Source organism: Cutibacterium sp. LaCa_89, from assembly GCF_058177555.1.
Genome location: NZ_CP190889.1, coordinates 1786920 through 1807953, shown reverse-complemented (window position 1 = coordinate 1807953; position 21034 = coordinate 1786920). Strand labels below are relative to the sequence as shown.

The window sequence follows — 21034 nt, the reverse complement described above, 5'->3', positions numbered from 1 at the left end:
CTCAGATCTCGTGGACAGTCACCGGCTCGCGCAGCCTCAGGCTGAGCTGGTGTTCCAGCCGCTGGTGCAAGGTGATGAGAGCTGCCGGGCACCCCCGGCAGGCACCTTTCATGGCCACGGCGACGGTGCGTTGCCCGTTGTCGACCGTGACGTCGACCAGTTCGATCGACCCACCATGCATGGCAGCCACGGCACCGACAGGGCCAGCGATGAGTTCGTCGGCGCACCATCTCAGGGTCTCGGCTTCGTCGAGGATCTGGGCATCGGGTCCACCGCTCCAGTCGTCGGTCCTTTCGAGAGCCATCGTCAGAGCGGTCCGGAAGTCGCCACCGATACGCTCCCAGCTGTCCTCGAGGACGGTGGCGATGACGGCACCAACCGTCACCTCGACGTGCACCCGTCCCAGGAACTCGTCGAGACCAGGCGCGCTCACCAATTCACCGGCGAAGGGTAGGCTCACCCCCGACACCACCCAACGCAGGGTCGCGGGGTCAGCCGTCGCCTCCGGGTGAATGGCCGTGGAAGGACGCGAGGCAAGCTTCATCAGATCACCAGATTCGTCACGAGACGACCGATGAGGGCCATGATCCACGCCAGCGCGAACATGTAGCCGAAGGCGACCGCCGGCCACTTCCACCCGCCGGTCTCTCGTTTCATGATGGCAATGGTGGACATGCACTGCAGGGCATAGGCGAAGAAGAGGATGAGGGCAACGATGGTTGCCGGGGTGAAGATCTTTTCGCCCTCGTGGTCGCCGTGCGTCCACGTCCAACGGTCCAGCTGTTGGGCCACCTCGGCATCGTCCTCTGGGTCGGTGGCTGAAGCCATCTGGCCCAGGGTGGAGACGGCCACCTCTCGAGCAGCCAGTGATCCGATGAGGGAGACGTCAATGCGCCAGTCGAATCCCAGCGGTTCGAAGACCGGCTCGACGGCCTTGCCGACACCAGCAGCGATGGAGTGATCCATGGTGTAGGCCGCCACGGCGACGTCATCGCGCGGGTCGACACCCGCTTTTGACAGCTCGGAGTCAGACTGCATCGGGAAGGTCGTCAGGGCCCAGATGACGATGGTCGTCAGCATGATGATGGTGCCAGCCTTGTGCAGGAAGGCCTTGGTGGGCTCCCACATCGCGATGCCCACCGAGCGCAGTGTGGGAATCCGATATGGCGGCATTTCCATGTAGAAGGGCAGGAGTATGCCGGAGCGATCGGTGATCTTCTTGACGACCCAGGCCGCCGTCATCGCCGACACCGCGCCGAGCAGGTAGAGCAGGAACATCGCCACACCTCGCCCGGAGAACGGGCCGATGCGGGTGGCGTCGGGGATGAGCATGCCGACCAGCAGCACGTAAACGGGCAGTCGGGCCGAGCAGGTAGCCAGCGGGACGCCGAGCATCGTCGCGATGCGGTCCTTGGCCGAGGGGATGGTTCTCGTGGCCATGACCCCGGGGATGGCGCAGGCGAAGGAGGACAGCATGGCCACGAATGCTCGTCCCTCCAGCCCGGCACGGCTCATCACCTTGTCCATGAGGAATGCTGCCCGAGACATGTAGCCCACGGCGTCCAGCAGGGCCAGCAGTAGGTACATCAGCAGGATCTGTGGGACGAAGACGAGTACGGCTCCGACGCCGCCGATGATGCCATCGCCCAGCAGACCGGCGAGGATCGGGTTGGAGACGTGGTCGTCAACCCAGCCGCCGAGCCAACCGAAGAAGCCATCGATGGCGTCCTGGAAGGGCGCTGCCCACGTGAACAGTGCCTGGAAGAATAGGAACATCACTAGGAAGAAGACGATCGTTCCCCACACCGGGTGCAACAGGACCTTGTCAATGCGCTCGGTGCGAGAGTCGGGCTGGGGATCCTGGTACCCCGCGCTGGCAAGGGTCGAGTCGACCCATCCGGTCAGCTCCTCTGCTGCGGTGGGCGGCGGAATGGGGGGACGGCTCCAGGTCTGCCACTCGCTGATGAGGTGACGTAGTTCCCCGATGCCGATGCCACGGTTGGCGACCACGGAGACCACTGGTATGCCCAGTGCCTGGGACAAGGCTGCGGTGTCGAGGCTGCCGCCGCGGCGTCGCAACTCGTCAGCCATGGTGACGACGACCGCTGTGGGGAGGTCTCGCTCCAGGGTTTCTGCGAGTAGCAGCAGGGATCGGCGCAGGGCCGTCGCATCGGCGACCACCAGAACGGCGTCAGGTGCCTGGACGCCCTTGATCGTCCCATCCAGAGCCTCGGCGACAATGGCCTCGTCGGGGGAGATGGGGGTCAGTGAATACGTCCCGGGAAGATCCTCGATGCCGTACTCGTCACCGCCGATGTGGCACACACCGGTGCTGCGGGAGACGGTGACGCCGGGGTAGTTGCCGGTCTTGGCGTGCAGACCCGTGAGGTGGTTGAAGATCGACGTCTTGCCACCGTTGGGAGAGCCGACCAGAGTCAGTTTGGGTGATCCCGTCGACAGCTCGACGGTGGGATCGGTGTGGCACGTGACGGTTGTGGGCATGGGCAGTCCTCGAATGGGCGCGTGTCATCGCGCAGGAAGGGTTGGAAGGGAAGTGGACTGTCAGGCGGCTGCGACGGACAGCTGAGCCTCGACAACAGGGCGCGATGCGGTCTGTGGAACAGGGCGGACCATGATCATGTCAGCTTGGGCTCGACGCAGACACATCTGGACGTCGCAGACGTGGAAGACCATCGGGCCACCGAAGGGTGCCTGGCGAATCTTGGTGATGTCGCGGCCCTGTCCGAACCCGAGCATGTGGAGCCGGTGACAAATGTGGTCAACACACTCGGGTGCAATGGACTCGATGGTCGCGCTCTGGCCAGCGGCCAGGCGGCTGAGCGGCACGATGGTCTCCTCATCTGCGGTGCCGCGGTGTATCTGCTTCCTCATCTCGTCTCCTTCGTGATTCCATGACGGCGTCGGAACTCCCGGTGCAGCCCAAAGGATAGTCAAGCCTTACCTCATTGTCATTACCGGGGGTGTTTTTCGGCATGTGGACGTCATGAAAACCCTGTGGATGGCCGGTTGGCGGCGAGGGCGGGGTAGTCTTGCCAGCCGTGACCGAACCTGATTCCGACGTTGTCGACTCACCGATCGGCATCTTCGACTCTGGATTCGGAGGGCTGACGGTGGCCCGATCCGTCGTCGACCTCATGCCCAACGAGGACATCATCTATCTGGGCGACACGGCCCGCGCACCCTATGGCGAGAAGACGATTGCCGAGGTGCGTCGCTACGCCCTGCAGTGCCTCGATCGACTCGTCGCCCACGGCGTGAAAGCCCTGCTCATCGCCTGTAACACGGCGTCATCAGCAGTGTTGAGGGATGCCAGAGAGCGCTATGACGTCCCGGTCATTGACGTCATCATGCCGGCTGCTCGCCGAGCCAGTTCGGCCACCCGGAACGGTCGCATCGGCGTCATCTGTACCGAGGCCACGGCTCGCTCCTTGTCCTACGAGGACGCGCTGGCGGCGGTGCCTGGCATCACCCTGACGACCCAGGCCTGTCCGAAATTCGTCCCCTACGTCGAGGAGGGAATCACCAGCGGACGGGAGTTGGAAGCCATCGCGCTGGACTACCTGGAGCCGATCCGGGAGGCCGGTTGCGACACCCTCATCCTGGGCTGTACCCACTACCCGCTGCTGGCGGGGCTCATTTCCTATGTCCTGGGCGACGACGTCACCCTCATCTCCTCCTCCCACCAGTGTGCGCGGGCTTCCTATTCCTTGATGGCTGACTCGGGGTTGCTGCACTCCGAGCCACGCGAGTCCATCCGCTACTTCCTGACGACGGGCAATGCAGAGCGCTTCGAGAGATTGGGACGGCGGCTCATGGAGGGTTTCGTCCACGACGTGCAGTCGGTGCACGATGACCGGCATCCTCTCGGGGACCGTGCGGTCGTGCGCGACTGAGTGACGCCGCTGAGTGACCTGGGGAGCGTACCGTGTCGTAGCCCTGATTCGTGTCAGTCCCTCCCACTACCCTTGGCAGCGTGAGTGAGACTTCTCGAATTGATGGACGCCGCCTGGACCAGTTGCGGGACGTCAGGATCGAACGCGGCTGGTTGACCCAGGCCGAGGGATCGGTGTTGGTGAGTTTCGGACGCACCACTGTGCTGTGCAATGCCTCGGTCACCGAAGGGGTGCCGCGCTGGCGCAAGGGATCCGGGCTCGGCTGGGTGACCGCTGAGTACGAGATGCTGCCTCGTGCCACCAATGAGCGCTCTGGCCGTGAGTCCCGCAAGGGCAAGATCGGCGGGCGTACCCACGAGATCTCCCGTTTGGTCGGACGGTCTCTGCGCGCTGTCGTCGACGACAAGGCGCTGGGGGAGAACACCATCATCCTCGACTGTGACGTGCTGCAGGCCGACGGAGGTACGCGCACTGCCTCCATCACCGGTGCCTACGTCGCCCTCGTCGACGCCGTCAACTGGCTGCGTGAGCGTGGCGGCCTCGTCGGGGAGCCCATCACAGGTTCGGTGCAGGCCATCTCGGTTGGCGTCGTCGGTGGCACCCCGATGCTCGACCTGGCCTACGAGGAGGATTCCCGGGCCGACACCGACATGAACGTCGTCATGAGCGGCGACGGGGACTTCGTCGAGATCCAGGGAACCGCGGAGGGAGCCCCCTTCAACCGTGGCCTCCTCAATGAGCTGCTTGATCTGGCTGCCGGCGGCTGCGCCTCGCTCAAGGCTGCACAGTCTGAGGCCCTCGGGGTGACGCTGTGAGCAGGGTTGTGCTGGCGTCCAACAACGCCAAGAAACTGGTCGAACTGCGGCGTACCTTCGAGGCGGCCGGGACTGACGTCGAGATCGTCGGTCTGTCGGAGGTCAGTGATGCTGCGGCTCCCGAGGAGACCGGCGCCACCTTCGTCGAGAACGCCCTCATCAAGGCCCGAGCTGCTGCCCGTGACACCGGTCTGCCAGCTCTCGCCGATGACTCGGGTCTCGAGGTGGATGCCCTCAACCGGATGCCGGGCATCCGTTCGGCGCGCTGGTCGGGACGCGAGGCGACCGACGAGCGCAATCTCCAGTTGCTGCTCGACCAGACCTTCGACCTTCCCCACGAGCGTCGTCGTGGTCGGTTCGTGTGCGCGATGGCGTTCGTGGACCCTGATGGCACCGAGATCACCAAGGTCGCCACGATGGAGGGGCGGATCATCTCCGAGGCGCGCGGGGAGAACGGGTTCGGTTACGATCCGATGTTCGTGCCTGATGCTCAGCCCGGTGACCTCACCAGCGCTGAGATGTCCGCTGAGGTCAAGGACGCCATCAGTCACCGTGGACAGGCCGTTCGCGCGATCGTCCCGGCCATCGTCACTCACCTGGAAGGGCGCTGACGTGCAGGTTTACCTCGACTTGTTGCGACGGATCCTCGACGAGGGCGTGCGTCGTGAGGACCGTACCGGCACCGGGACCCTGAGTGTCTTCGGCCATCAGATGGCCTTCGACCTGCGTGAGGGTTTCCCGCTGGTGACGACGAAGAAGATCTACACCCGTAGCGTGTTCGGGGAGCTGTTGTGGTTCCTGCGCGGGGACACCAATATCGGCTGGCTGCACGAGAACAACATCCATATCTGGGATGAATGGGCCGACGAGAATGGCGACCTGGGACCGGTTTACGGTCACCAGTGGCGTTCCTGGCCCGACGCCGACGGCGGCGCGATCGACCAGATCGCCCGGGTCATCGAGCAGATCCGCACCAACCCGTGGTCGCGTCGGCACATCGTCTCGGCGTGGAATGTGGCCGAGGTCGACGAGATGGCCCTGCCGCCCTGTCACACCTTGTTCCAGTTCTATGTCACTCCTGACGAGAACGGGGATCCGGAATGGCTGAGCTGCCAGCTGTATCAGCGTTCCGGTGACACCTTCCTCGGTGTGCCGTTCAACATTGCGTCCTACGCACTGCTCACCCGTCTGGTGGCCTCGGTGACGGGATTGAAGCCGCTGAAGTTCGTCCACACCTTGGGTGACGCCCACCTCTATCTCAATCACCTCGATCAGGTGCACGAGCAGCTCGAGCGTGAGCCGCGACAGCTTCCTCAGCTGACCGTCAATCCGGAGATTCGTGACATCGACGGGTTCGAGCTGTCGGACATCACCTTGACCGGGTACGACCCCTGTCCGGCCCTTCCCGCCCCGATTGCCGTCTGAGCACGGCCGGATTGCAGGATTCGAAGTACCAGGAGGGATGATGAAGGTCGTCGCCATCGCAGCGGTCGCCGACAACGGCGTCATTGGGTCCGGTCAGGACATGCTCTGGCACATCAGCGAGGACTTCCGCCGCTTCAAGAGGGTGACGATGGGCCACACCCTGGTGTTCGGCAGGCGCACCTTTGACCAGATCGGCAAGCTCCCGGGACGGCGTCACATCATCTGCACTCGTGACCAGCAGTGGTCTGCCGATGGCGTCGACGTCGCAGCCAGCCCGCGTGAAGCCATCGGGATGGCTCGTGACGCTGGCGAGGAGATTTGCTTCATTGCCGGGGGAGGGCAGATCTACGCTGATGCCCTCGACCTGTGCGACGAACTCGACATCACCGAGGTCCACCAGAGACCGGAGGGTTCGGCACGATTCCCCCACATCGATCGGCGGGTGTGGGGCGAGATCCGACGTGAGCCCCGCGACGGGTTCGACTTCGTCGGGTATCGGCGCCGGGCATGAGATCGACGGCGTCGATCCTCCACCTGGACATGGATGCCTTCTTCGCCTCGGTGGAGCAACGGGACAAGCCCTCCCTGGTCGGCAAGGCCGTCATCGTCGGTGGGGTCGGCGGTAGGGGAGTCGTGGCGACGGCCTCCTACGAGGCCCGTAAATTCGGCGTCCACTCCGCTATGGCAGGGTCACAGGCTCGACGTCTGGCTCCCCATGCCGCCTTTCTCTCGGGACGATTCCAGGCATACCGGGAGTCCTCCAAGGTCGTCATGGCAACCCTGCGAGAACTGTCGCCCCTCGTCGAGCCGCTGAGCCTCGACGAGGCCTTCGTCGATCTGGAGTCGGGAGGGATTGACGTCGAGGATCTCGACGTGCTGCACCAGGTCGCCGCCGATCTCCGTGCCCGAGTCTTCGAGCGTACCGAGGGATTGAGCTGCTCGGTGGGGATCGGCTCGAGCAAGTTCATGGCCAAGGTGGCCTCCGAGATGGCCAAACCGTCGCGAGGCCATGCCGATCAGGTCGCCCTGGTCGCCCCCGGAACCGAGGCCGAGACCATCGCACCCCTACCGGCACGGGCGATTCCCGGAGTCGGACCAGTCACTGCGGAAAGGCTGGAGAAGCTCGGCCTGCGCACCATCGCTGATGTCCGTGCTGCTCGGGAGTCGGAGCTCGTCCATGAATTGGGCCATGCGTCGGGGACGAGCCTTGTCGCCTTGTCACGGGCCTGGGATGACCGCCCGGTGGTCGCGAGCCGGATCGCCAAGTCGATCTCGGTCGAGGACACCTTCGAGCACGATCTCACCAATCGTGAGGAGTGTCGCCATATCGTCGAGCGCCATGCCGTCCTGGTGTGCGGGCGACTCAAGAAGTCCGGGCATTTCGCCCGCACCGTCACTCTCAAGGCCAAGATGGCGGACTTCCAGGTGTGGTCACGGTCGGTGACCCTGACTGGCGCCACTGACTCGCCCGAGAGGATTACCCATCTGGCGGTGCGGATGCTCGATTCCCTCGATCTGCGTGAGGGGGTTCGGTTGCTGGGAGTTGGCGTCTCCAATTTCACGACCTCAGCCCAGGAAGAACTCTTCATCGTCGACGACGACGGACATCTGCTCGATGAACCCGAGGTGACCGAGGATGTCACGCCTGTCCAACCCGGGCCCTTCGGCCGGCGGCGATCCTTCGACGGCAGGCGTTGGCCGCCAGGCGCCGACGTGGTTCACGATGAGTACGGTCGGGGCTGGGTATGGGGATCGGGGCACGGAATTGTCACCTGCCGCTTTGAACATCGTGGCAGTGAGATTGGTCGGGTGAAGTCAGTCAGCCAGAATGACGAGGCCCTACATCCGGCCCATCCGCTGCCGTTGGCATGGCAGCCGCCCCGGGAGGAGACGGCCTCGGAGTAATACCGCCCTGATCCCGTGGAATGGTCGGAAGGCTCACACCATGAGGGCGAGAACCGCTGCCATGAGGATCGGCCCGAGCCACACCCTTCCTGTCGCCCGATGGAATGCGCGGTGAAACAACGGGATGCCGATCAACGCCGGTAGCAGGGACCAGAGGGTCATGACCTGCATCCACTTGGTCCTCCAGAAGACCGTTCCGGTTGAGAAGAGGGTCGTGTACTGGGTGACGAGAATCACCGTCAGGCCGACGGGGGCGGCCAGACCGAGGAGGATTCCGCTGCGTCGGCAGCTGTCGGACGGCGCTGCGACGAGTAGGGAATTCGCCAGCAGGAAGAGGAAGAGCACCGGCACCACCGTCAAGGCCGTCAGGAACCCGTGTGATGTCAGTGGTCGTATCGCGAGGACGAAGAGTCGATAGTCAACGTGGAAGAACCCGTGGACGATCCCCAGGATGACGTGAAAAACCGTCATGGCAACCAGGGCGAGGGCAATGGTGCGCACGGTTTGGGGCCATGACATCCGTACTCCCGACGCGCCTGCCTGGCCATGACGCAAAAGGATCCAGGCGATCACCAGTCCGAGGACGCCGTTGACGACGAGCCACAGCGCGATCGGCATAGAAACATAGGTCACTGCGGCCACGGCGGCCTGCAAGACGAGAGCTCCCCAGAACATCGCGGTACTGGGGCCGACGTGGTGGGGGAGAGCTCGCTACGAGCCCCCGAGAACCAGGGAATCGTGAGGAGCAATCTCGTCAGCGGGAGCAGCATGATGAGAGCCGCGACGAGACAGAGTCCGTTGAACAGTTCCTTGAGCCACCAGATCTGGTTGGTCACGGGATGTGGGGTGCCAAGAGTGTGGTCGAAGAACTGCAGCACCGGCTGGATGGCGCTCGGCGTCATGGGTTGGATGAAGTGCAGGGTGTGGTCGTTGGGCCTTCGCTCCGGATCGTGGACACGGTGGTGGTTGATTACGCTGCGGTTGGCAGCGTAGCGGCCCGGCGGGCCTCATAGGTGTTCGGGGACAGGTAGCCGCACCAGGAATGGCGACGGCGAGTGTTGTAGCGGGTGACCCAGCGAAAGACCTGACGGCGACACAATTCAGGCCCAGCGAACGTGGCCTGCCCGGCAAGGAGTTCGCGTTTGAGGGTGGCGTTGAACGACTCGGCCAGACTGTTGTCGGCGCTGGTCCCCACGGCCCCCATCGACTGGGTCACCCCGAGACCCTTGCAGAGTTTGGCGTAGGCCTTCGAGGTGTAGACCGACCCATGGTCACTGTGGAAGATCGCACCCCGGAGACTGCCGCGCTGCGCGCAGGCGGCTTTCAGCGCGTCTTCGACCAGTTCGGTGCGCATGTGGTCCGCGACCGCCCAGCCGGCCAGTTTTCGGGAGTAGCAGTCGATCACGGTGGCCAGATAGAGGTTCCCGCCACCGGCCAGCGGAAGGTAGGTGATGTCACCGACGTAACGCTGGTTCGGCTTCTCGGAGGTGAAGTCCCGCTGCAGCAGGTCACCGAACTTCTCATCAGCCGGTTCCGGGACCGTGGTGCGAACCCTGCGACGCAGCCGGGTCCCCGCCAGCTGGTGGGCACGCATCACCCTGGCGACGCGCTTGTGGTTGACACGATCCTCGCGGGCGGCGCCGTCGTTCAGTTCGACGGTCACCCGCGGTGCCCCGTAGGCCGGGTCCCCACCAGCTTTCGGGTCCTGGACCCGTCGGATCCGTGCAGCCAGGACAGCGTCGTCCTCAGCGCGCTGCTGACGGGCCGGGCCGGCTTTCTGCCAGGCATAGAACGAGGAGCGGGACAGCTCCAACACCTGGCACAACCGCTTCACCTGGTAGGTGGTCTGGTGGTCGGCGACGAACTGGAAGCGGTTCACCAGCTCGTCTCCCCGGCGAAATACTTGGCCGCCTTGCGCAGGATGTCCCGTTCGGTCTCCACCCTGGCCTTGTCCGCCCGCAACCGGGCATTCTCGGCCTCCAGCCGGGCGATCCTCGCTACTGGTGACTCACCGGAAGGGGGCGTGGCTGGGGTCGGTCCGTCGCTGGTGCGGACACCGTTGCCCAAGTCCTTGACCCACAACGACAGGGTCCCACGGGAGACCCCCAACTCCCCAGCGATCTGCTTCAACGTCGCACCGGGCGTGGTCTCGTACAAGTCAACGGCCTGCTGACGAAACTCCATCGAGTAGTTCTTCCTGGCCATGGTGATGATCATCTCGCTTCCTCCAGCCCATGCTGGATTCCACGTGTCCACAACCAAGGGTCAAGGCCCGTTGTTGACGATCCGGTAGCTGCGGTTGGACGGGGAGCCGTAGCCCTTCCCGACGGAGACGTGATCGACCTGCTCTGACGTCGGCAGACCGGATTTGATGACGGCCAGCGCCTCAGGGGAGCGGCGCAGGTCACCGTCATGGTTCTTGTTCCGGAAACCGCCCTCGTCGTGGAGGGCATACCCCAGGCCGACATTGGAATGGATGTTCGTGAACTTGTCAGCGTCCAGATGGCGCAACCACCCTGCGATGTAGACAGCGTGAATAGGGTTGAGTTTCTCGGCCGTCCTCCGTTCCTCCGTGGTGATCGCGGTGCCACCGGGGGAGTCAGGAGTCTTGGCCTTTTCCAGGGCCTTGCTCTCCTTGGCGCCGTATATCGCGGCGGTCCTCCGGACCCGAGACCCGCCAGCCGAGTGTCCGATGATGCCGACCCTGGACGTGTCGACATAATTCAGGGTGTGAGTTCGGGTGGCGTAGTCGATGACTAGCTTGATGGCAGGGGCCTTGCTGTGGGCAGGCTGCTTGCTGGAATTCCCCTGGTTGTAGGGGTCAACCGTGATGGTGACGAATCCGCGGCGGGCCAACTCCAAGGCGTAGGACACCACCGTCTCCTTGGTCTGGTTGAATCCTGGGGTGACGACGACGAGCGGTGCTCGATGCTCGGCAGTGGCGGTGTCGGGGCGGTAGAGATCGGCGCTGACCCTGGATCCATCCGTCCCTGGGATCACCAGTCCTTGGACGCTGATGTGGCCTCCTCCGGTCTGGACGGTGCTGGCGCTAACCGCGCCCACGATGACCAGAAGCAGACAGGTGAGCAGGTGCATCGTTGCTGGAGGTCGTCGTGTCGTGGTTTCGGCTGGCATGGGTGCTCCTCATCCGTGAGTGCGTGGGTCATCTGGACCGAAAGCATCATCGTCACAGGCTAAAACCAAGTGACGCTAGGGATTGTAGAAGGCCATCGCACCAGTCTCAATGAGGGCCGATCGTCCCTCCAAGGTTGTGGAACTGGAGGGCATCCGTGGTGATGTCAGGCTGGTTTTTGCGGCGGGCCTCGGTTGCTCCCGGCTTGGGCCCGACAAGTTCGATCTTGAGTGGGCGTCCATCAGGAGTGATGATCTGCTGCCTGGTTGCACTAGGCGTCTCGTCGATGAACCATCCGAAGACTTCGAGCGGACCGTAGGACAGCGTTACAACGACAGTCCCCCCGAGCCGCCACAGAGCCTCCTTCAAGGAGTCCGTGATCGAGGAGTCCTTGCTCAAGTCCACCATAGAGACGATGAATCCGGCGATAAGGAGCAGGATCAGCCACAGCCAGTTCATGTCAGCCGTGACCATGAGACTCGCGCCAAACCAGAAGGTCGGCCCGGAACGGCCCCGACATACGTCATGGGTTGCCATTCCCAGCGCACCAACGAACGCGAGGGTAACACCCATCCAGCCCCATGGAGTGCCGCTAGCGAGAACAGTGTCCACAGAGTTCAACCAGCCGTCGGGGATGACGAGAGCCTCCAGCCAGCCGTGCAGGGTGTCGAGTGGTCGCACGTGGGTGAAGATGGCGAACACAGAGAGGACTCCGACGAAGGAGCCCAGAATCGAGTAGAGAGAATCGAGGACTCCGTCACGAAGCCAATAGAAAATTTTTTCCAGCATGAGATGGTCTCCTAGGGCGGGTTAGTGGTCCAAGTGGCCGCATTGGGGCCAGAAACCGGAATGTCGGTGGTTAGTTCGGGCTTCTGTGGTGGGATCTTGTTGACACTTCAATGTTGTCGTACAACATCTGTATTGCCATCATTTTTACTGAGAGTGCCGTGAAACACGGGTTTACTGAACGTGCCGCTGTCTCTGTGATCACGAACGCCATGTTTGCAAAGACATCATTTGACACGTCGTGGGTCCCCGGGGGTTGCGCCGCATCTATATGTCGGACCGGCTCAGTCTGGCCTGACTATTGAGGTCATGGTTTTACCGGCGGCCCCATGCACATTGGTGATCTTTCATGTCATGGAGTTGCGGCCGAAGCGCCGAGTGCTTATGGGCCAGGAGGGATGACTATGACTGACAATCTTGATGGACGGCTGGCGGCTTGGGCTGAATCGGATGCGTCTATCAGTGCACCAGGCCAGACTTGCCACGGTGAGGCTGCTGCCGCTGTTGGTCGTCGCGCGATCAGCTGGGCTGGACGGCCCAACACTGGTGAACGCCATGCCACCCGGCAAGGCAGCTCGCCACGCCGCCAGCTCCGTCTGGATGCTAAGACGAGCGCGCGTCTCGATGTCATGGCGGCTGAGACCGGGCGCAGCCCCTCCGGCGTCAGGAGCACTGTCCTTGTTGATTATCTCGATGCCGCAAATTGACATTGTTTGCATTCCGGTCGTTTTTAGGATGAGGCCATGGATGACCTAGTCGGGATGACAGTATTTGGCAGTCACCATTCGAAGATTGGTGGGCTTCGGAACCAGAACCCGCCGCAGCGGAAGGAATGTCTTATGACCGAGGTTGAGGCCCAGGGCTGGGAGGGGAGTCCCGGCGAGATGGCAGGGCTGACTCAGCTGGCCCGGATCGCATGGGAAGAGTGGGAGGAATATGCACCGACAGCGTTCGGAATGATCAAGGATCCCAGGACGTTCTTTTCAAGCTTGGGGGAGCGGGCTCAGGAAGAGGAGACTCGGCTGGCGGCGGCGATGCAGGGTCCGGACAAGCTAGGGGAATCGACGATAGCCAAAGCCGGACGGATTCAGCAGGCGATGAACGCCGCTCGCGAGCAAGTGATCGTCGGAATGTGTCGGCCCCCGGCGGACCTGATGGAGGAAGACAGCGACGACCTGATGGACGATCGCGAGGCAGCGGAATCGTGGTCGACGGGGGTCAACTACTACCTCCTGCCGTGGATCGAGGAAGAACCCGACCCGGAGGAGGACGAGGACATGTACGACCTGTACTGGTCACTGATCGGACGAAGTACGACGCACAGGAGAAAATGGCCAACAAGGAGAAGGAGCACGAGAAGCTCGTGGCTCGGTGCCGGGAGTTCCTGGGCGACGACGCGATTCCGATTGGTTTCGAGTGAGCGAACCACCTGCCACAGCGGGGGAAGCGGATCTCACAGCCGCACCACGCGCCGCACGGTACGACGATGGGCCGGGGGTCGCTCCCCGGCCCATCGTCGTCATGTCAGCCTGACAAGGTTTTTCGTCAGAGTCTGCCGGTCAGAACATCGGGATGTACGCCACAGATCCGCCCAAGGCCATGAGGGCGAAGATCGTGGTGGTGACGATCGGTCCGAGCCACACCCTACCCGTGGCGTGGTAGAAGGCCCGATTGAACAGCGGCAGCACCACCATCATGGGGAGCAGGGACTGCAGCATATTGACGTAGAGCCAGTTCGTCGTCCAGAACACCGTCCCGGTCGAGAAGAAGGTGACGTACTGGATGACGAAGATGGCCGCCAAGCCGATGGAATTGGCCAGCGCAATGATGAGCCAGTTGACCCAGCGGCGTTGGTTGTTGAATCGCATTGAGGTGTTGACTCGCAACGAGTTCGAGAAGAAGAACAGGAACAGGGCGGGCACGTAGGCCAGTCCGATGAGGAACCAGCGCTTCGTCAGGGGGCGGGCAGCCACCACGAAGAGTCGATAGTCAATATGGAAGAAGCCGTAGACGGCGGCCAGGATCGTGTAGAAGATGACAATGACGAACAGGGCCAGCGCCAAGGTGCGTCCGGTCTGGGCCCAGTTCATCCGAACTCCCCAGCTCTTGGCCTCCTCGATACCGTGCTTCTTCGAGATGGAGTGACTGATCCACAGCAGGATGAGCCCCAGCAATCCGTTGACGAGGGACCACAGCACGACCCCGTTGACCATGCGACCGGGGAAGAACCAGCCGTTCTGTTTGTTGGCAACAGCCGAGAGGATGTGCTGGCTGGCCACGGACAACGGGATGAAGGTCACGCACGCCACGGCGGCCGAGATGACGAAGATCGTCCAGAACTTCACGGCTCCCCTGCCCTTGGGCTTCGGTGGGGCAGGCGATACCTCGGTCCTGGCTCCGGCGAACCACGGGATCGTCAACAGCAACTTCGTCAACGGGACGAGCATGACCAGGGCCGCGATGAGGGAGAGGCCGTTGAAGAGTTCCTTGAGCCACCAGGTCTGGTTGGTGGTACTCATCTGGTGCGGAGCGCCAATCGTGTCGTCGAAGAACTGGATCATCGACCCTATGGCACTGGAGGTCAGCGGCTGGAAGGGGTGGATGGTGTGGTCGTTGTATGCCACGCGGTAGGTTCGATCGGCAGCTGACCCATAGCCTTTCCCGATGACCACATGATTGACGTGCTGTGACTTCGGCAGGCCCGAGTTGATGACCGCGATGGCTTCCGGGGCATTGCGCAGGTCGCCGTTGTGGTTCTTGTTGCGGTAGCCGCCCTCGTCGTACAGGGCGTATCCAATACCGACATTGGACCGAACGTTCTTGAACTTCTTGGCGTTCAGCTTTTGCAACCAGCCGGAGATGAACACTGAACGAATCGGGTTGAGCTTCTCGGCCTTCTCTCGCTCCTCCTTCGTGATCGTGGTGCCACCGGGGGAGTCCGGAGACTTCGCTTTCTTGAGGGCCTTGACCTCCTTGGCGCCGTATTCGGCAGCCATGCGACGCACCTGGGAACCGCCAGCAGAGTGGCCGGTGATACCGATCTTGGTCTTGTCGACGTAGTTGAGGGTGTCGGTTCGCGAGACGTAATCAATGGCCGGCTGGATGCTGGGGTCATCACTGTGAGGAGGTTGGGACGTCGATTCGCCTTGGTTGTAGGGGTCGACAACAAGGGTGACGTATCCCCGTCGTGCCAGCTCCAAGGAGTAGGAGATCTGGGTTTCCTTGGTGCGCTGGAACCCTGGTGTCACGATGATGAGAGGGGCCTTGCGCTCTGCTGTTGCGGTGTCGGGTCGGAAAAGATCGGCACTGGCCACTGCTCCGTCCTTACCGGGGGATCATGAGGCCTTGGACACTGATGTGGCCGCCGCCAGTCTGGACGAGGCTTGATCCGACAGCTCCAACCACGATGAGTAGGAGACAGATAAGGACATGTACCGCTGATCGTGATCGTCGCATCGCGGTTACTGAGTGCATCATTGCTCCTTGTTGTTGGTTCCTGTGGGCACGGACTGCACAGGAGGCGGCAGTGCCATCGAAAGCGGCGTCGCCAGCTGAGGCAATGTTAGTATTGTTTCTGTCAACGTCGATGACGTAGTTAAAGTTTCATAACGGTGATGGGTTGACGAAGGAGTCATCATGACAGCTGTGCTGGCGGTGTGTGCACTGCTCGTGACGGTTGCGGCCGGTTGGTTGCTGGTCAAGAGATACAAGCCAGTGCTGGTTTTGCTTGGAGCCGGACTGTTGCTGCTGCTCATCAGGGTGATTCTCAGGCCTTCGGTTCCGCTGCTGGAAGGCAAGGAGAGTTCTGGCAGCGTCTGGTTCGACATCGTCGGGATGATCGAATCCATCGCGAAGGATCAGCTCACTGGCGTTGGACTCATCATCATGGCTGCCGGTGGTTTCTCGGCATACATGAATCGGGTGGGGGCTACGGAAGCGCTTGTCCGACTCGTCATCACCCCGATCACCAAGCTGAAGCAGCCCTACCTCATCCTCGTGCTGGCCTACGTCATCGGACAGCTCTTGTTCATGGTCATTCCGAGCGCCGCCGGTCTGGCCATGCTGCTGGTTGTCGTCATGATGCCGATCATTGTTGCGGCTGGCGTGAGCCCGGCGGCCGGTGCCGCCGTCATTGCGACGACGAGTGCCATGCCCATCGGACCGGCCACTGGAACCGAGATCCTGGCCGCCCACACAGTCGGTCTCTCTCCTGCGGTGTACTTCGTCAAGCATCAGCTGCCCGTGGCAATTCCGACAATCATCGCGGTTGCCATCACCCATTTCTTCGTCCAGCGCCGTCTGGATCGCAAGGGTGAGGACGAGGCCGGAGAACGCAGTGATGAGCACAAGTCCTCGGGCCGCGTGGCGCCGACGTGGTACGCCCTCTTCCTGCTCCTGCCGATCATCCTGTTGGTCGTCTTCAGTCCGCTTGCTGTCAAATCCATCCAGCTCTCGACGGTGTCAGCGTTCCTGCTGGTGTGGGTGCTTGCCGTCATCGTCGAGCTCATTCGTAACCATGACCGTTCTGCAGTGCTGACCGACGCGAACACCATGTTCGTCGGCATGGGCAACATGTTCGCCAAGGTGGTGTCCCTCATCATCACGGCGCAGCTCTTCGCCGAGGGCCTCAAGCAGGCCGGCGTCATCAAGTTGCTCGTCAGTGGGGCCGAGGGGATCGGTCTGCCGTTGTGGGGAATGGCGATCTTGTTCACCCTGGTCGTCGGTCTGGTGACCTTCCTGACGGGTTCTGGCGTCGGGTCCTTCACGTCCTTCGCATCGCTGGCTTCCGGTATCGCCAGCGGCTTGTCAGGCAACGCGACGAACCTCGTGACACCGATGCAGTTCGCCGGTGGCTTGTTCCGCTCGGTGTCGCCCATCTCGGGTGTGGTCATCACGGTGGCTGGAGCTGCCGGGATCTCCCCGATGGCCGTCGTGAGGCGGACTGCGCTCCCGACGCTCGTCGGTTTCATCGTCATGATGGCCTCAAGTCTCATCCTCATCTGATCCACGGGTAATATTCATGGCTGCTAGGGCTGCGTCGGCGGTCCTAGCATGCTCTCAACCGCGGAGGAGATGACGATGGCTGAGTCGACGGGCTCGGCGTGCGACGGCCTGTACGCCCGGTTGGGGGAGTTGCAGGCGATGACGCCGACTGATGCTGTCATTGCTCAGTATTTTGAAGATTCATTTCCCCATCTGGCTCTGGAGAACCTCGACGAGATCAGTGCTGCGACAGGTGCGTCAACTGCGTCCGTGACCCGTTTTGTTCGCAAACTCGGGTACGCCAGTTTCCGTGACTTCTCACGCAGCCTCCGCGACGAAGTGGCCGTCAATTTCGATCTTCCCAGCGATCGCACCACGAATGGCCCCACCACCAATGAGCCCGGGGCGATGTGGCGCTCCAAGATGGATGCTGCTCGTCGCAGCATCGACGTCGGCCTCAATTCCATGGACGGGGAAGCTTTCGACCGCGTCGTCGAGGTACTTCGCGACGATTCACGCCCGCTCTACCTCGTTGCGGCTGCCAGCGGCCATCCGCTGCTCGATTACTTCCAGATGTTGGTGCGTTACTACCGTCGCGAGGTCGTCCTGTTGGAATCGACGGATCGGATGGCCCATCAGCTCATCGATCTTCCCGACGACGCCATCCTGCTGGCCTCGGTATTTGACCGGCATTCGCGGATGGTTGAGTCGGTCCTGCGGATGTTCCATCAGCGTGACATGACGACGATCCTGCTGACGAACCGTTCGTCGACCCCGATGCGTCGTTACGCAGATCATGTCCTGCTGGTCGCATCGGAATCCTCGACGGCTTTCCGCTCCCGGGCCTGCTATCTCATCCTGTTGGAGTCGCTGGTGGCCGCCTTGGCCCCTGCAGACCCAGAGATGGAACGCTCGCGGGTCGAGAGGATGCAGGAGCTCTTCGACGAGCTGGGAGTCTTCATCACTCCGTGACACCGGTTCCAGTGTGCGGCTGACCAGCAGCAACACGCCGTGACAGTTCCGCAGACAGACCGGTGTACGACGACGGGTCGGACAACTCGTCAAGGTCGATGCCATCAAGTTTTTCGGCGATCTCCGGTCGGGCATCGACGAACTCGCGCAGGCTGGTTCCGGCAGCTCGATAAGCGGCTGAGAATTCCTGGAGGAGGTCGTGTGCTCCTTCGTGACCCAACCGCGATGCAAGCTCCATCATGATTCCCTCGCTGACGAGCAGAACTCCTTCGCGACGGGCATTGACGTCGAGCTGGCCGGCGTTGAACTCGAGCACGTCGAGGAGTTCGAGGAGCTTCTGTCCTGCTCCGTCGACCGCCGCGAGGATGCGGGGGATGGCGTCGCGTTCGACCTCGAGCTGACGATGGTCTCGCTCAAAGTCGCCAGGGGGGTTGGTGAGGACGGTCGCGGCGGCACCAGCAGCCATACGAGCGGCTGCCGTGATTTTCATCGTGGAGAAAGGGTTGCGCTTCTGCGGCATGGTGCTCGACCCGGACAGATGGGGGTCGAGGGCCTCAGCGGCTTCCTGGAAGTCGGTGCGCTGCATGTCGTAGAGGTCCTCGGCGATCTTCGCGAGGGTCTGGGCGTGGATGGCAAGGTTACATGCCAGCTCGGTGAGTCCGTCGCGGGAAGCGTGCCAGGCGATGAGCTCGCACACCAGACCCAGCTCCTTTGCGACTCCCATGGCGACGGTGGTGCCGTGTTCCCCCATCGAGGCATAGGTTCCAGCAGCTCCCGAGAACTGCACCAGGAGACAACGTTGCCGGGTTTCGGTGAGACGATCACGGGAACGTTCGAGATCGGCGGCCCAGCGGGCGAACCGCATTCCGAGGGTGGTGGGGACGGCATGCTGACCATTAGTGCGTGCCACCATGAGGGTCTTGGCATGGGCACCGGCAAGGTCACGGATACGCGCCAGGAGCTTGTCAGTGCAGTCGTCGATGAGGCCCAGGGAATCCCGGATCTGGAGGCCGCGGGCAGTGTCAAGGATGTCCTGGGTGGTGGCGCCGTAGTGGACCCAGGGACGGCGGTCGTCGTCAAGGGCGGAGCGCAGCGCGTCGAGGCCAAGAGCGAAGGGATTGCCCGTCCCCCCGCCGAAGATCTGCTCCATGACGGCATCGGTGGCCTGAGCTTGCTCGGTGATTCGAGCCCCGGTTCCTTCCGGGATCATGCCGATCGCGGTTTGGACTCGAGCCAGTGCAGCCTCGACGTCATACCAGCTCTGCACTGTCGATCGTTCTGACCAGATCTCGTCCATCTGGGCTGTGACGTAGCCACGGCGGGTGATCTGGTTGTCGAAGGCTCCGAACGCCATTGTTTGCCACCTTTAATAACTAGCTGAGGGTGAAAGTTATGTTACAACGATGACGGGATGGGGGTATGCGGTTCGTCGTCATTGGTGCGTTGCGCTGGCCGATGTGGGAGTCGCGTGGGAGGCCCATGGGCTGTCTCGGCCCTGGTTGGAATGAATCGATGGTTGCTTTCGCCTCTACTGACGAGACGCCGGTACGTCTCGGGTAGGCGGAGACAGCCTGGACCATCCGGCCCCTGGCGATCATCCCCTTTTCCTCATCAGTGAGGTCATTGGTCTTGACAGACTGAGGGAAGAGGGGATGACCCTGGGGCCGAGACGCTCGGCCCTACAGCTGGGTATACCCATGGGGAGGTTCCCTGACGTGGTGACGACGATGTTCGTCACACGGTGCCGGAGAAGGGACTCGAACCCTCACACCACAAGGCACAGGAACCTAAATCCTGCGTGTCTACCAATTCCACCACTCCGGCATAGGGGTCGTAGCGGCCCCCGGGCCACCAATAGGCCCTCGGTGTTCCCGAATCAGCAGTCGATCTTGAGCTCCCTGCAGAGCTTGTCGACATGGCCCTTGGCCCGAACATTGTACTGGGCTTCAACGATCCTGCACGAACCGTCCGCACCGACATCGACGATGAAGGTGGAGCGGATGACACCGACGATTTCCTTGCCGTAGACGTTCTTGGGTCCGTAGGCACCGTATGCCTTCATGACCTCCTTGTCCTCGTCGGAGAGCAGGGTCAACGTCAAGGACTCCTTGGCGACGAATTTCTGGAGCTTGGCAACCGGGTCGGGCGAGATGCCCAGTATCTCGTAGCCGGCGCCCTCGAAGTCGTCCAGATGAGTCGTGAAATCGACGGCCTGAGTGGTACACCCAGGCGTCATGGCTGCGGGGTAGAAGTACACGATGACTTGCTTGCCAGCGAAGTCGGAAAGGGTGATCTGATTGCCGTCAGCGGCGGGCAGAGTGAAATCAGGGGCCGCATTACCGGGCTCAAGACGGGTGCTCATGACCTCAACGATATAGGCTGTTGCTAGACCAGCGCCGCGCCTACGCCGGCGCAAAGCGCAGACACGGCACCAGGAGGGGTCACATGGCTGATAGCAAGTCGAAGGCGAAGGACGAGCGCTCCGCTGATGAGATCAGGCGGGACATTGCAGCGACTCGTGCTCGTCTGGCGGCCGGGGTGGAGAGCCTCGTGGAGGAGGTGCATCCGGCCACCCTCAAGCGCGAGGCCACCGATCGCGCCCGTGACTACGTGCAGGGTGAGTTCGAGCAGGTGAAGGGCCAGGTCAAGGGCGAGCACGGCTGGCGGATGGATCGTATCGGCATTGCCGGGGGTGCGCTCGCTGCCGGCATCGTCGGCATCATCGTGCTGCGCGCGATCGTCGGCCGCGCCACCGGAACCACTGCTCGCCGCAAGCTCGAGAAGCTGCAGCTCTCCGAGGCCAAGCGGGTTCGCAAGGAGGCTAAGCAGCGTCGCAAGGACGATGCCAAGGCTGCCAAGAGGAACGCCAAGCTCGGTAAGAAGAATGCCAAGAAGTACGGCAAGCTCGACACCGATGACTCGTCGGTGAGCAACCTTGCGGAGAAGATGCTGAAGCAGGCTGCCGTGCTGCGTGCACAGGCCGCTGCTGAGCACGAGGAGGGTGCTGCTTGACCGATCGGTTCGGCATGAGCTGATCGACCGCACCGACCCAGTATCAATTCGGCCCCGGTCCGTCGTGGACCGGGGCCGAACTATGTTGT

General features: G+C 62.5%; 20 protein-coding genes, 1 tRNA gene and 2 pseudogenes. 10 read left to right on the top strand and 13 right to left on the bottom strand.

Annotation, left to right across the window (positions count from 1 at the left end; translation table 11 throughout):
- Position 1: 1 nt before the first annotated feature.
- Genes ACP8LP_RS08300 through ACP8LP_RS08290 form a run of 3 tightly spaced genes read right to left on the bottom strand, consistent with a single transcriptional unit; the run spans position 2 to position 2880 of the window.
- On the bottom strand, positions 2–544 hold the full coding sequence (locus ACP8LP_RS08300; protein ID WP_016665925.1) for a NifU family protein: 543 nt from the start codon (positions 542–544) through the stop codon (positions 2–4).
- Positions 544–2508: a ferrous iron transporter B gene (gene feoB, locus ACP8LP_RS08295; RefSeq protein WP_484483370.1), complete on the bottom strand. Its 1965-nt coding sequence runs from the start codon at positions 2506–2508 to the stop codon at positions 544–546. Before feoB ends, ACP8LP_RS08300 begins: the two co-directional genes overlap by 1 nt.
- 54 nt (positions 2509–2562) lie before the next feature.
- Positions 2563–2880: a FeoA family protein gene (locus tag ACP8LP_RS08290; RefSeq protein WP_196768540.1), complete on the bottom strand. Its 318-nt coding sequence runs from the start codon at positions 2878–2880 to the stop codon at positions 2563–2565.
- Positions 2881–3059: 179 nt separating this feature from the next.
- Between ACP8LP_RS08290 and murI the strand changes: the two genes are divergently transcribed.
- Genes murI through ACP8LP_RS08260 form a run of 6 tightly spaced genes read left to right on the top strand, consistent with a single transcriptional unit; the run spans position 3060 to position 8059 of the window.
- On the top strand, positions 3060–3914 hold the full coding sequence (gene murI / locus ACP8LP_RS08285; RefSeq protein WP_063279491.1) for a glutamate racemase: 855 nt from the start codon (positions 3060–3062) through the stop codon (positions 3912–3914).
- Between the two features lie 50 nt (positions 3915–3964).
- A complete protein-coding gene (rph, locus tag ACP8LP_RS08280; protein WP_036901387.1) occupies positions 3965–4729 on the top strand; it encodes a ribonuclease PH in 765 nt (254 codons plus the stop codon).
- Positions 4726–5340, top strand: coding sequence for an RdgB/HAM1 family non-canonical purine NTP pyrophosphatase (gene rdgB, locus ACP8LP_RS08275; protein ID WP_004808845.1), 615 nt, complete (start codon positions 4726–4728; stop codon positions 5338–5340). The genes rph and rdgB overlap by 4 nt, the downstream gene beginning before the upstream one ends.
- Before the next feature lies 1 nt (position 5341).
- Positions 5342–6154 carry a thymidylate synthase gene (locus ACP8LP_RS08270; RefSeq protein WP_138237693.1) on the top strand — a complete coding sequence of 271 codons (813 nt, stop codon included), beginning with the start codon at positions 5342–5344 and terminating at the stop codon, positions 6152–6154.
- A gap of 40 nt (positions 6155–6194) precedes the next feature.
- Positions 6195–6665 carry a dihydrofolate reductase gene (locus tag ACP8LP_RS08265; protein WP_202726462.1) on the top strand — a complete coding sequence of 157 codons (471 nt, stop codon included), beginning with the start codon at positions 6195–6197 and terminating at the stop codon, positions 6663–6665.
- The gene (locus tag ACP8LP_RS08260) at positions 6662–8059 is read left to right on the top strand and encodes a DNA polymerase IV (RefSeq protein ID WP_484483090.1); all 1398 of its coding nucleotides are present in this window, start codon (positions 6662–6664) and stop codon (positions 8057–8059) included. Before ACP8LP_RS08265 ends, ACP8LP_RS08260 begins: the two co-directional genes overlap by 4 nt.
- A gap of 33 nt (positions 8060–8092) precedes the next feature.
- Here ACP8LP_RS08260 and ACP8LP_RS08255 read toward each other — a convergent pair whose 3' ends face one another.
- The 5 genes and pseudogenes from ACP8LP_RS08255 to ACP8LP_RS08235 form a co-directional block, all read right to left on the bottom strand.
- Entirely contained in the window at positions 8093–8734 is a 642-nt protein-coding gene (locus ACP8LP_RS08255) for a hypothetical protein (RefSeq protein WP_484483089.1), read from the bottom strand.
- Entirely contained in the window at positions 8689–8961 is a 273-nt protein-coding gene (locus ACP8LP_RS08250) for a hypothetical protein (RefSeq protein ID WP_484483088.1), read from the bottom strand. Before ACP8LP_RS08250 ends, ACP8LP_RS08255 begins: the two co-directional genes overlap by 46 nt.
- A 68-nt stretch (positions 8962–9029) precedes the next feature.
- A protein-coding gene (locus tag ACP8LP_RS08245) for an IS3 family transposase (protein WP_147612108.1) occupies positions 9030–10264 on the bottom strand; the annotation gives its coding sequence in 2 pieces (ribosomal slippage) (positions 9030–9955 and positions 9955–10264; 1236 coding nt in all).
- 69 nt (positions 10265–10333) lie between these two features.
- Positions 10334–11194: pseudogene (locus ACP8LP_RS08240) on the bottom strand (alpha/beta hydrolase); the annotation flags it as partial.
- 106 nt (positions 11195–11300) lie between these two features.
- Positions 11301–11981: a hypothetical protein gene (locus tag ACP8LP_RS08235; protein WP_484483087.1), complete on the bottom strand. Its 681-nt coding sequence runs from the start codon at positions 11979–11981 to the stop codon at positions 11301–11303.
- A 401-nt stretch (positions 11982–12382) separates the two neighbouring features.
- Here ACP8LP_RS08235 and ACP8LP_RS08230 point away from each other — a divergent pair, with 401 nt between their 5' ends.
- Positions 12383–12685, top strand: a complete 303-nt coding sequence (locus ACP8LP_RS08230; protein WP_484483086.1) for a CopG family transcriptional regulator — start codon at positions 12383–12385, stop codon at positions 12683–12685.
- A gap of 852 nt (positions 12686–13537) precedes the next feature.
- On the opposite strand, the gene ACP8LP_RS08225 is transcribed toward ACP8LP_RS08230, so the two are convergent.
- Positions 13538–15226 (bottom strand): alpha/beta hydrolase family protein, encoded by a 1689-nt coding sequence (locus ACP8LP_RS08225; RefSeq protein WP_484483369.1) that lies wholly within the window; start codon positions 15224–15226, stop codon positions 13538–13540.
- A 388-nt stretch (positions 15227–15614) separates the two neighbouring features.
- Between ACP8LP_RS08225 and dcuC the strand changes: the two genes are divergently transcribed.
- Together dcuC and ACP8LP_RS08215 are read left to right on the top strand one after the other, a co-directional pair.
- The gene (gene dcuC / locus ACP8LP_RS08220; protein ID WP_004808826.1) at positions 15615–16982 is read left to right on the top strand and encodes a C4-dicarboxylate transporter DcuC; all 1368 of its coding nucleotides are present in this window, start codon (positions 15615–15617) and stop codon (positions 16980–16982) included.
- Between the two features lie 75 nt (positions 16983–17057).
- Positions 17058–17933 (top strand): MurR/RpiR family transcriptional regulator, encoded by an 876-nt coding sequence (locus ACP8LP_RS08215; protein WP_484483085.1) that lies wholly within the window; start codon positions 17058–17060, stop codon positions 17931–17933.
- On the opposite strand, the gene ACP8LP_RS08210 is transcribed toward ACP8LP_RS08215, so the two are convergent.
- From ACP8LP_RS08210 to bcp, 4 genes and pseudogenes are all read right to left on the bottom strand, one after another.
- Positions 17923–19083: a lyase family protein gene (locus ACP8LP_RS08210; protein ID WP_252906949.1), complete on the bottom strand. Its 1161-nt coding sequence runs from the start codon at positions 19081–19083 to the stop codon at positions 17923–17925. The genes ACP8LP_RS08215 and ACP8LP_RS08210 overlap by 11 nt on opposite strands.
- Positions 19084–19287 (bottom strand): annotated as a pseudogene (locus ACP8LP_RS08205) (lyase family protein); the annotation flags it as partial.
- Positions 19288–19675: 388 nt separating this feature from the next.
- Positions 19676–19757: transfer RNA gene (locus tag ACP8LP_RS08200), tRNA-Leu, on the bottom strand.
- 52 nt (positions 19758–19809) lie between these two features.
- A complete protein-coding gene (bcp, locus tag ACP8LP_RS08195) occupies positions 19810–20295 on the bottom strand; it encodes a thioredoxin-dependent thiol peroxidase (RefSeq protein WP_202711630.1) in 486 nt (161 codons plus the stop codon).
- Positions 20296–20378: 83 nt separating this feature from the next.
- On the opposite strand from bcp, the gene ACP8LP_RS08190 reads away from it, so the two are divergent.
- Positions 20379–20945, top strand: a complete 567-nt coding sequence (locus ACP8LP_RS08190) for a DUF3618 domain-containing protein (protein WP_484483084.1) — start codon at positions 20379–20381, stop codon at positions 20943–20945.
- Positions 20946–21034 lie beyond the last annotated feature (89 nt).

Coding starts and splice junctions, on each gene's coding strand:
- ACP8LP_RS08230 (WP_484483086.1), top strand. CDS start 12,383: ATGACTGACAATCTTGATGGACGGCTGGCGGCTTGGGCTGAATCGGAT.
- ACP8LP_RS08255 (WP_484483089.1), bottom strand. CDS start 8,734: ATGTTCTGGGGAGCTCTCGTCTTGCAGGCCGCCGTGGCCGCAGTGACC.
- ACP8LP_RS08215 (WP_484483085.1), top strand. CDS start 17,058: ATGGCTGAGTCGACGGGCTCGGCGTGCGACGGCCTGTACGCCCGGTTG.
- ACP8LP_RS08190 (WP_484483084.1), top strand. CDS start 20,379: ATGGCTGATAGCAAGTCGAAGGCGAAGGACGAGCGCTCCGCTGATGAG.
- bcp (WP_202711630.1), bottom strand. CDS start 20,295: ATGAGCACCCGTCTTGAGCCCGGTAATGCGGCCCCTGATTTCACTCTG.
- ACP8LP_RS08250 (WP_484483088.1), bottom strand. CDS start 8,961: ATGACGCCGAGCGCCATCCAGCCGGTGCTGCAGTTCTTCGACCACACT.
- ACP8LP_RS08300 (WP_016665925.1), bottom strand. CDS start 544: ATGAAGCTTGCCTCGCGTCCTTCCACGGCCATTCACCCGGAGGCGACG.
- dcuC (WP_004808826.1), top strand. CDS start 15,615: ATGACAGCTGTGCTGGCGGTGTGTGCACTGCTCGTGACGGTTGCGGCC.
- ACP8LP_RS08260 (WP_484483090.1), top strand. CDS start 6,662: ATGAGATCGACGGCGTCGATCCTCCACCTGGACATGGATGCCTTCTTC.
- ACP8LP_RS08235 (WP_484483087.1), bottom strand. CDS start 11,981: ATGCTGGAAAAAATTTTCTATTGGCTTCGTGACGGAGTCCTCGATTCT.
- ACP8LP_RS08265 (WP_202726462.1), top strand. CDS start 6,195: ATGAAGGTCGTCGCCATCGCAGCGGTCGCCGACAACGGCGTCATTGGG.
- ACP8LP_RS08210 (WP_252906949.1), bottom strand. CDS start 19,083: ATGGAGCAGATCTTCGGCGGGGGGACGGGCAATCCCTTCGCTCTTGGC.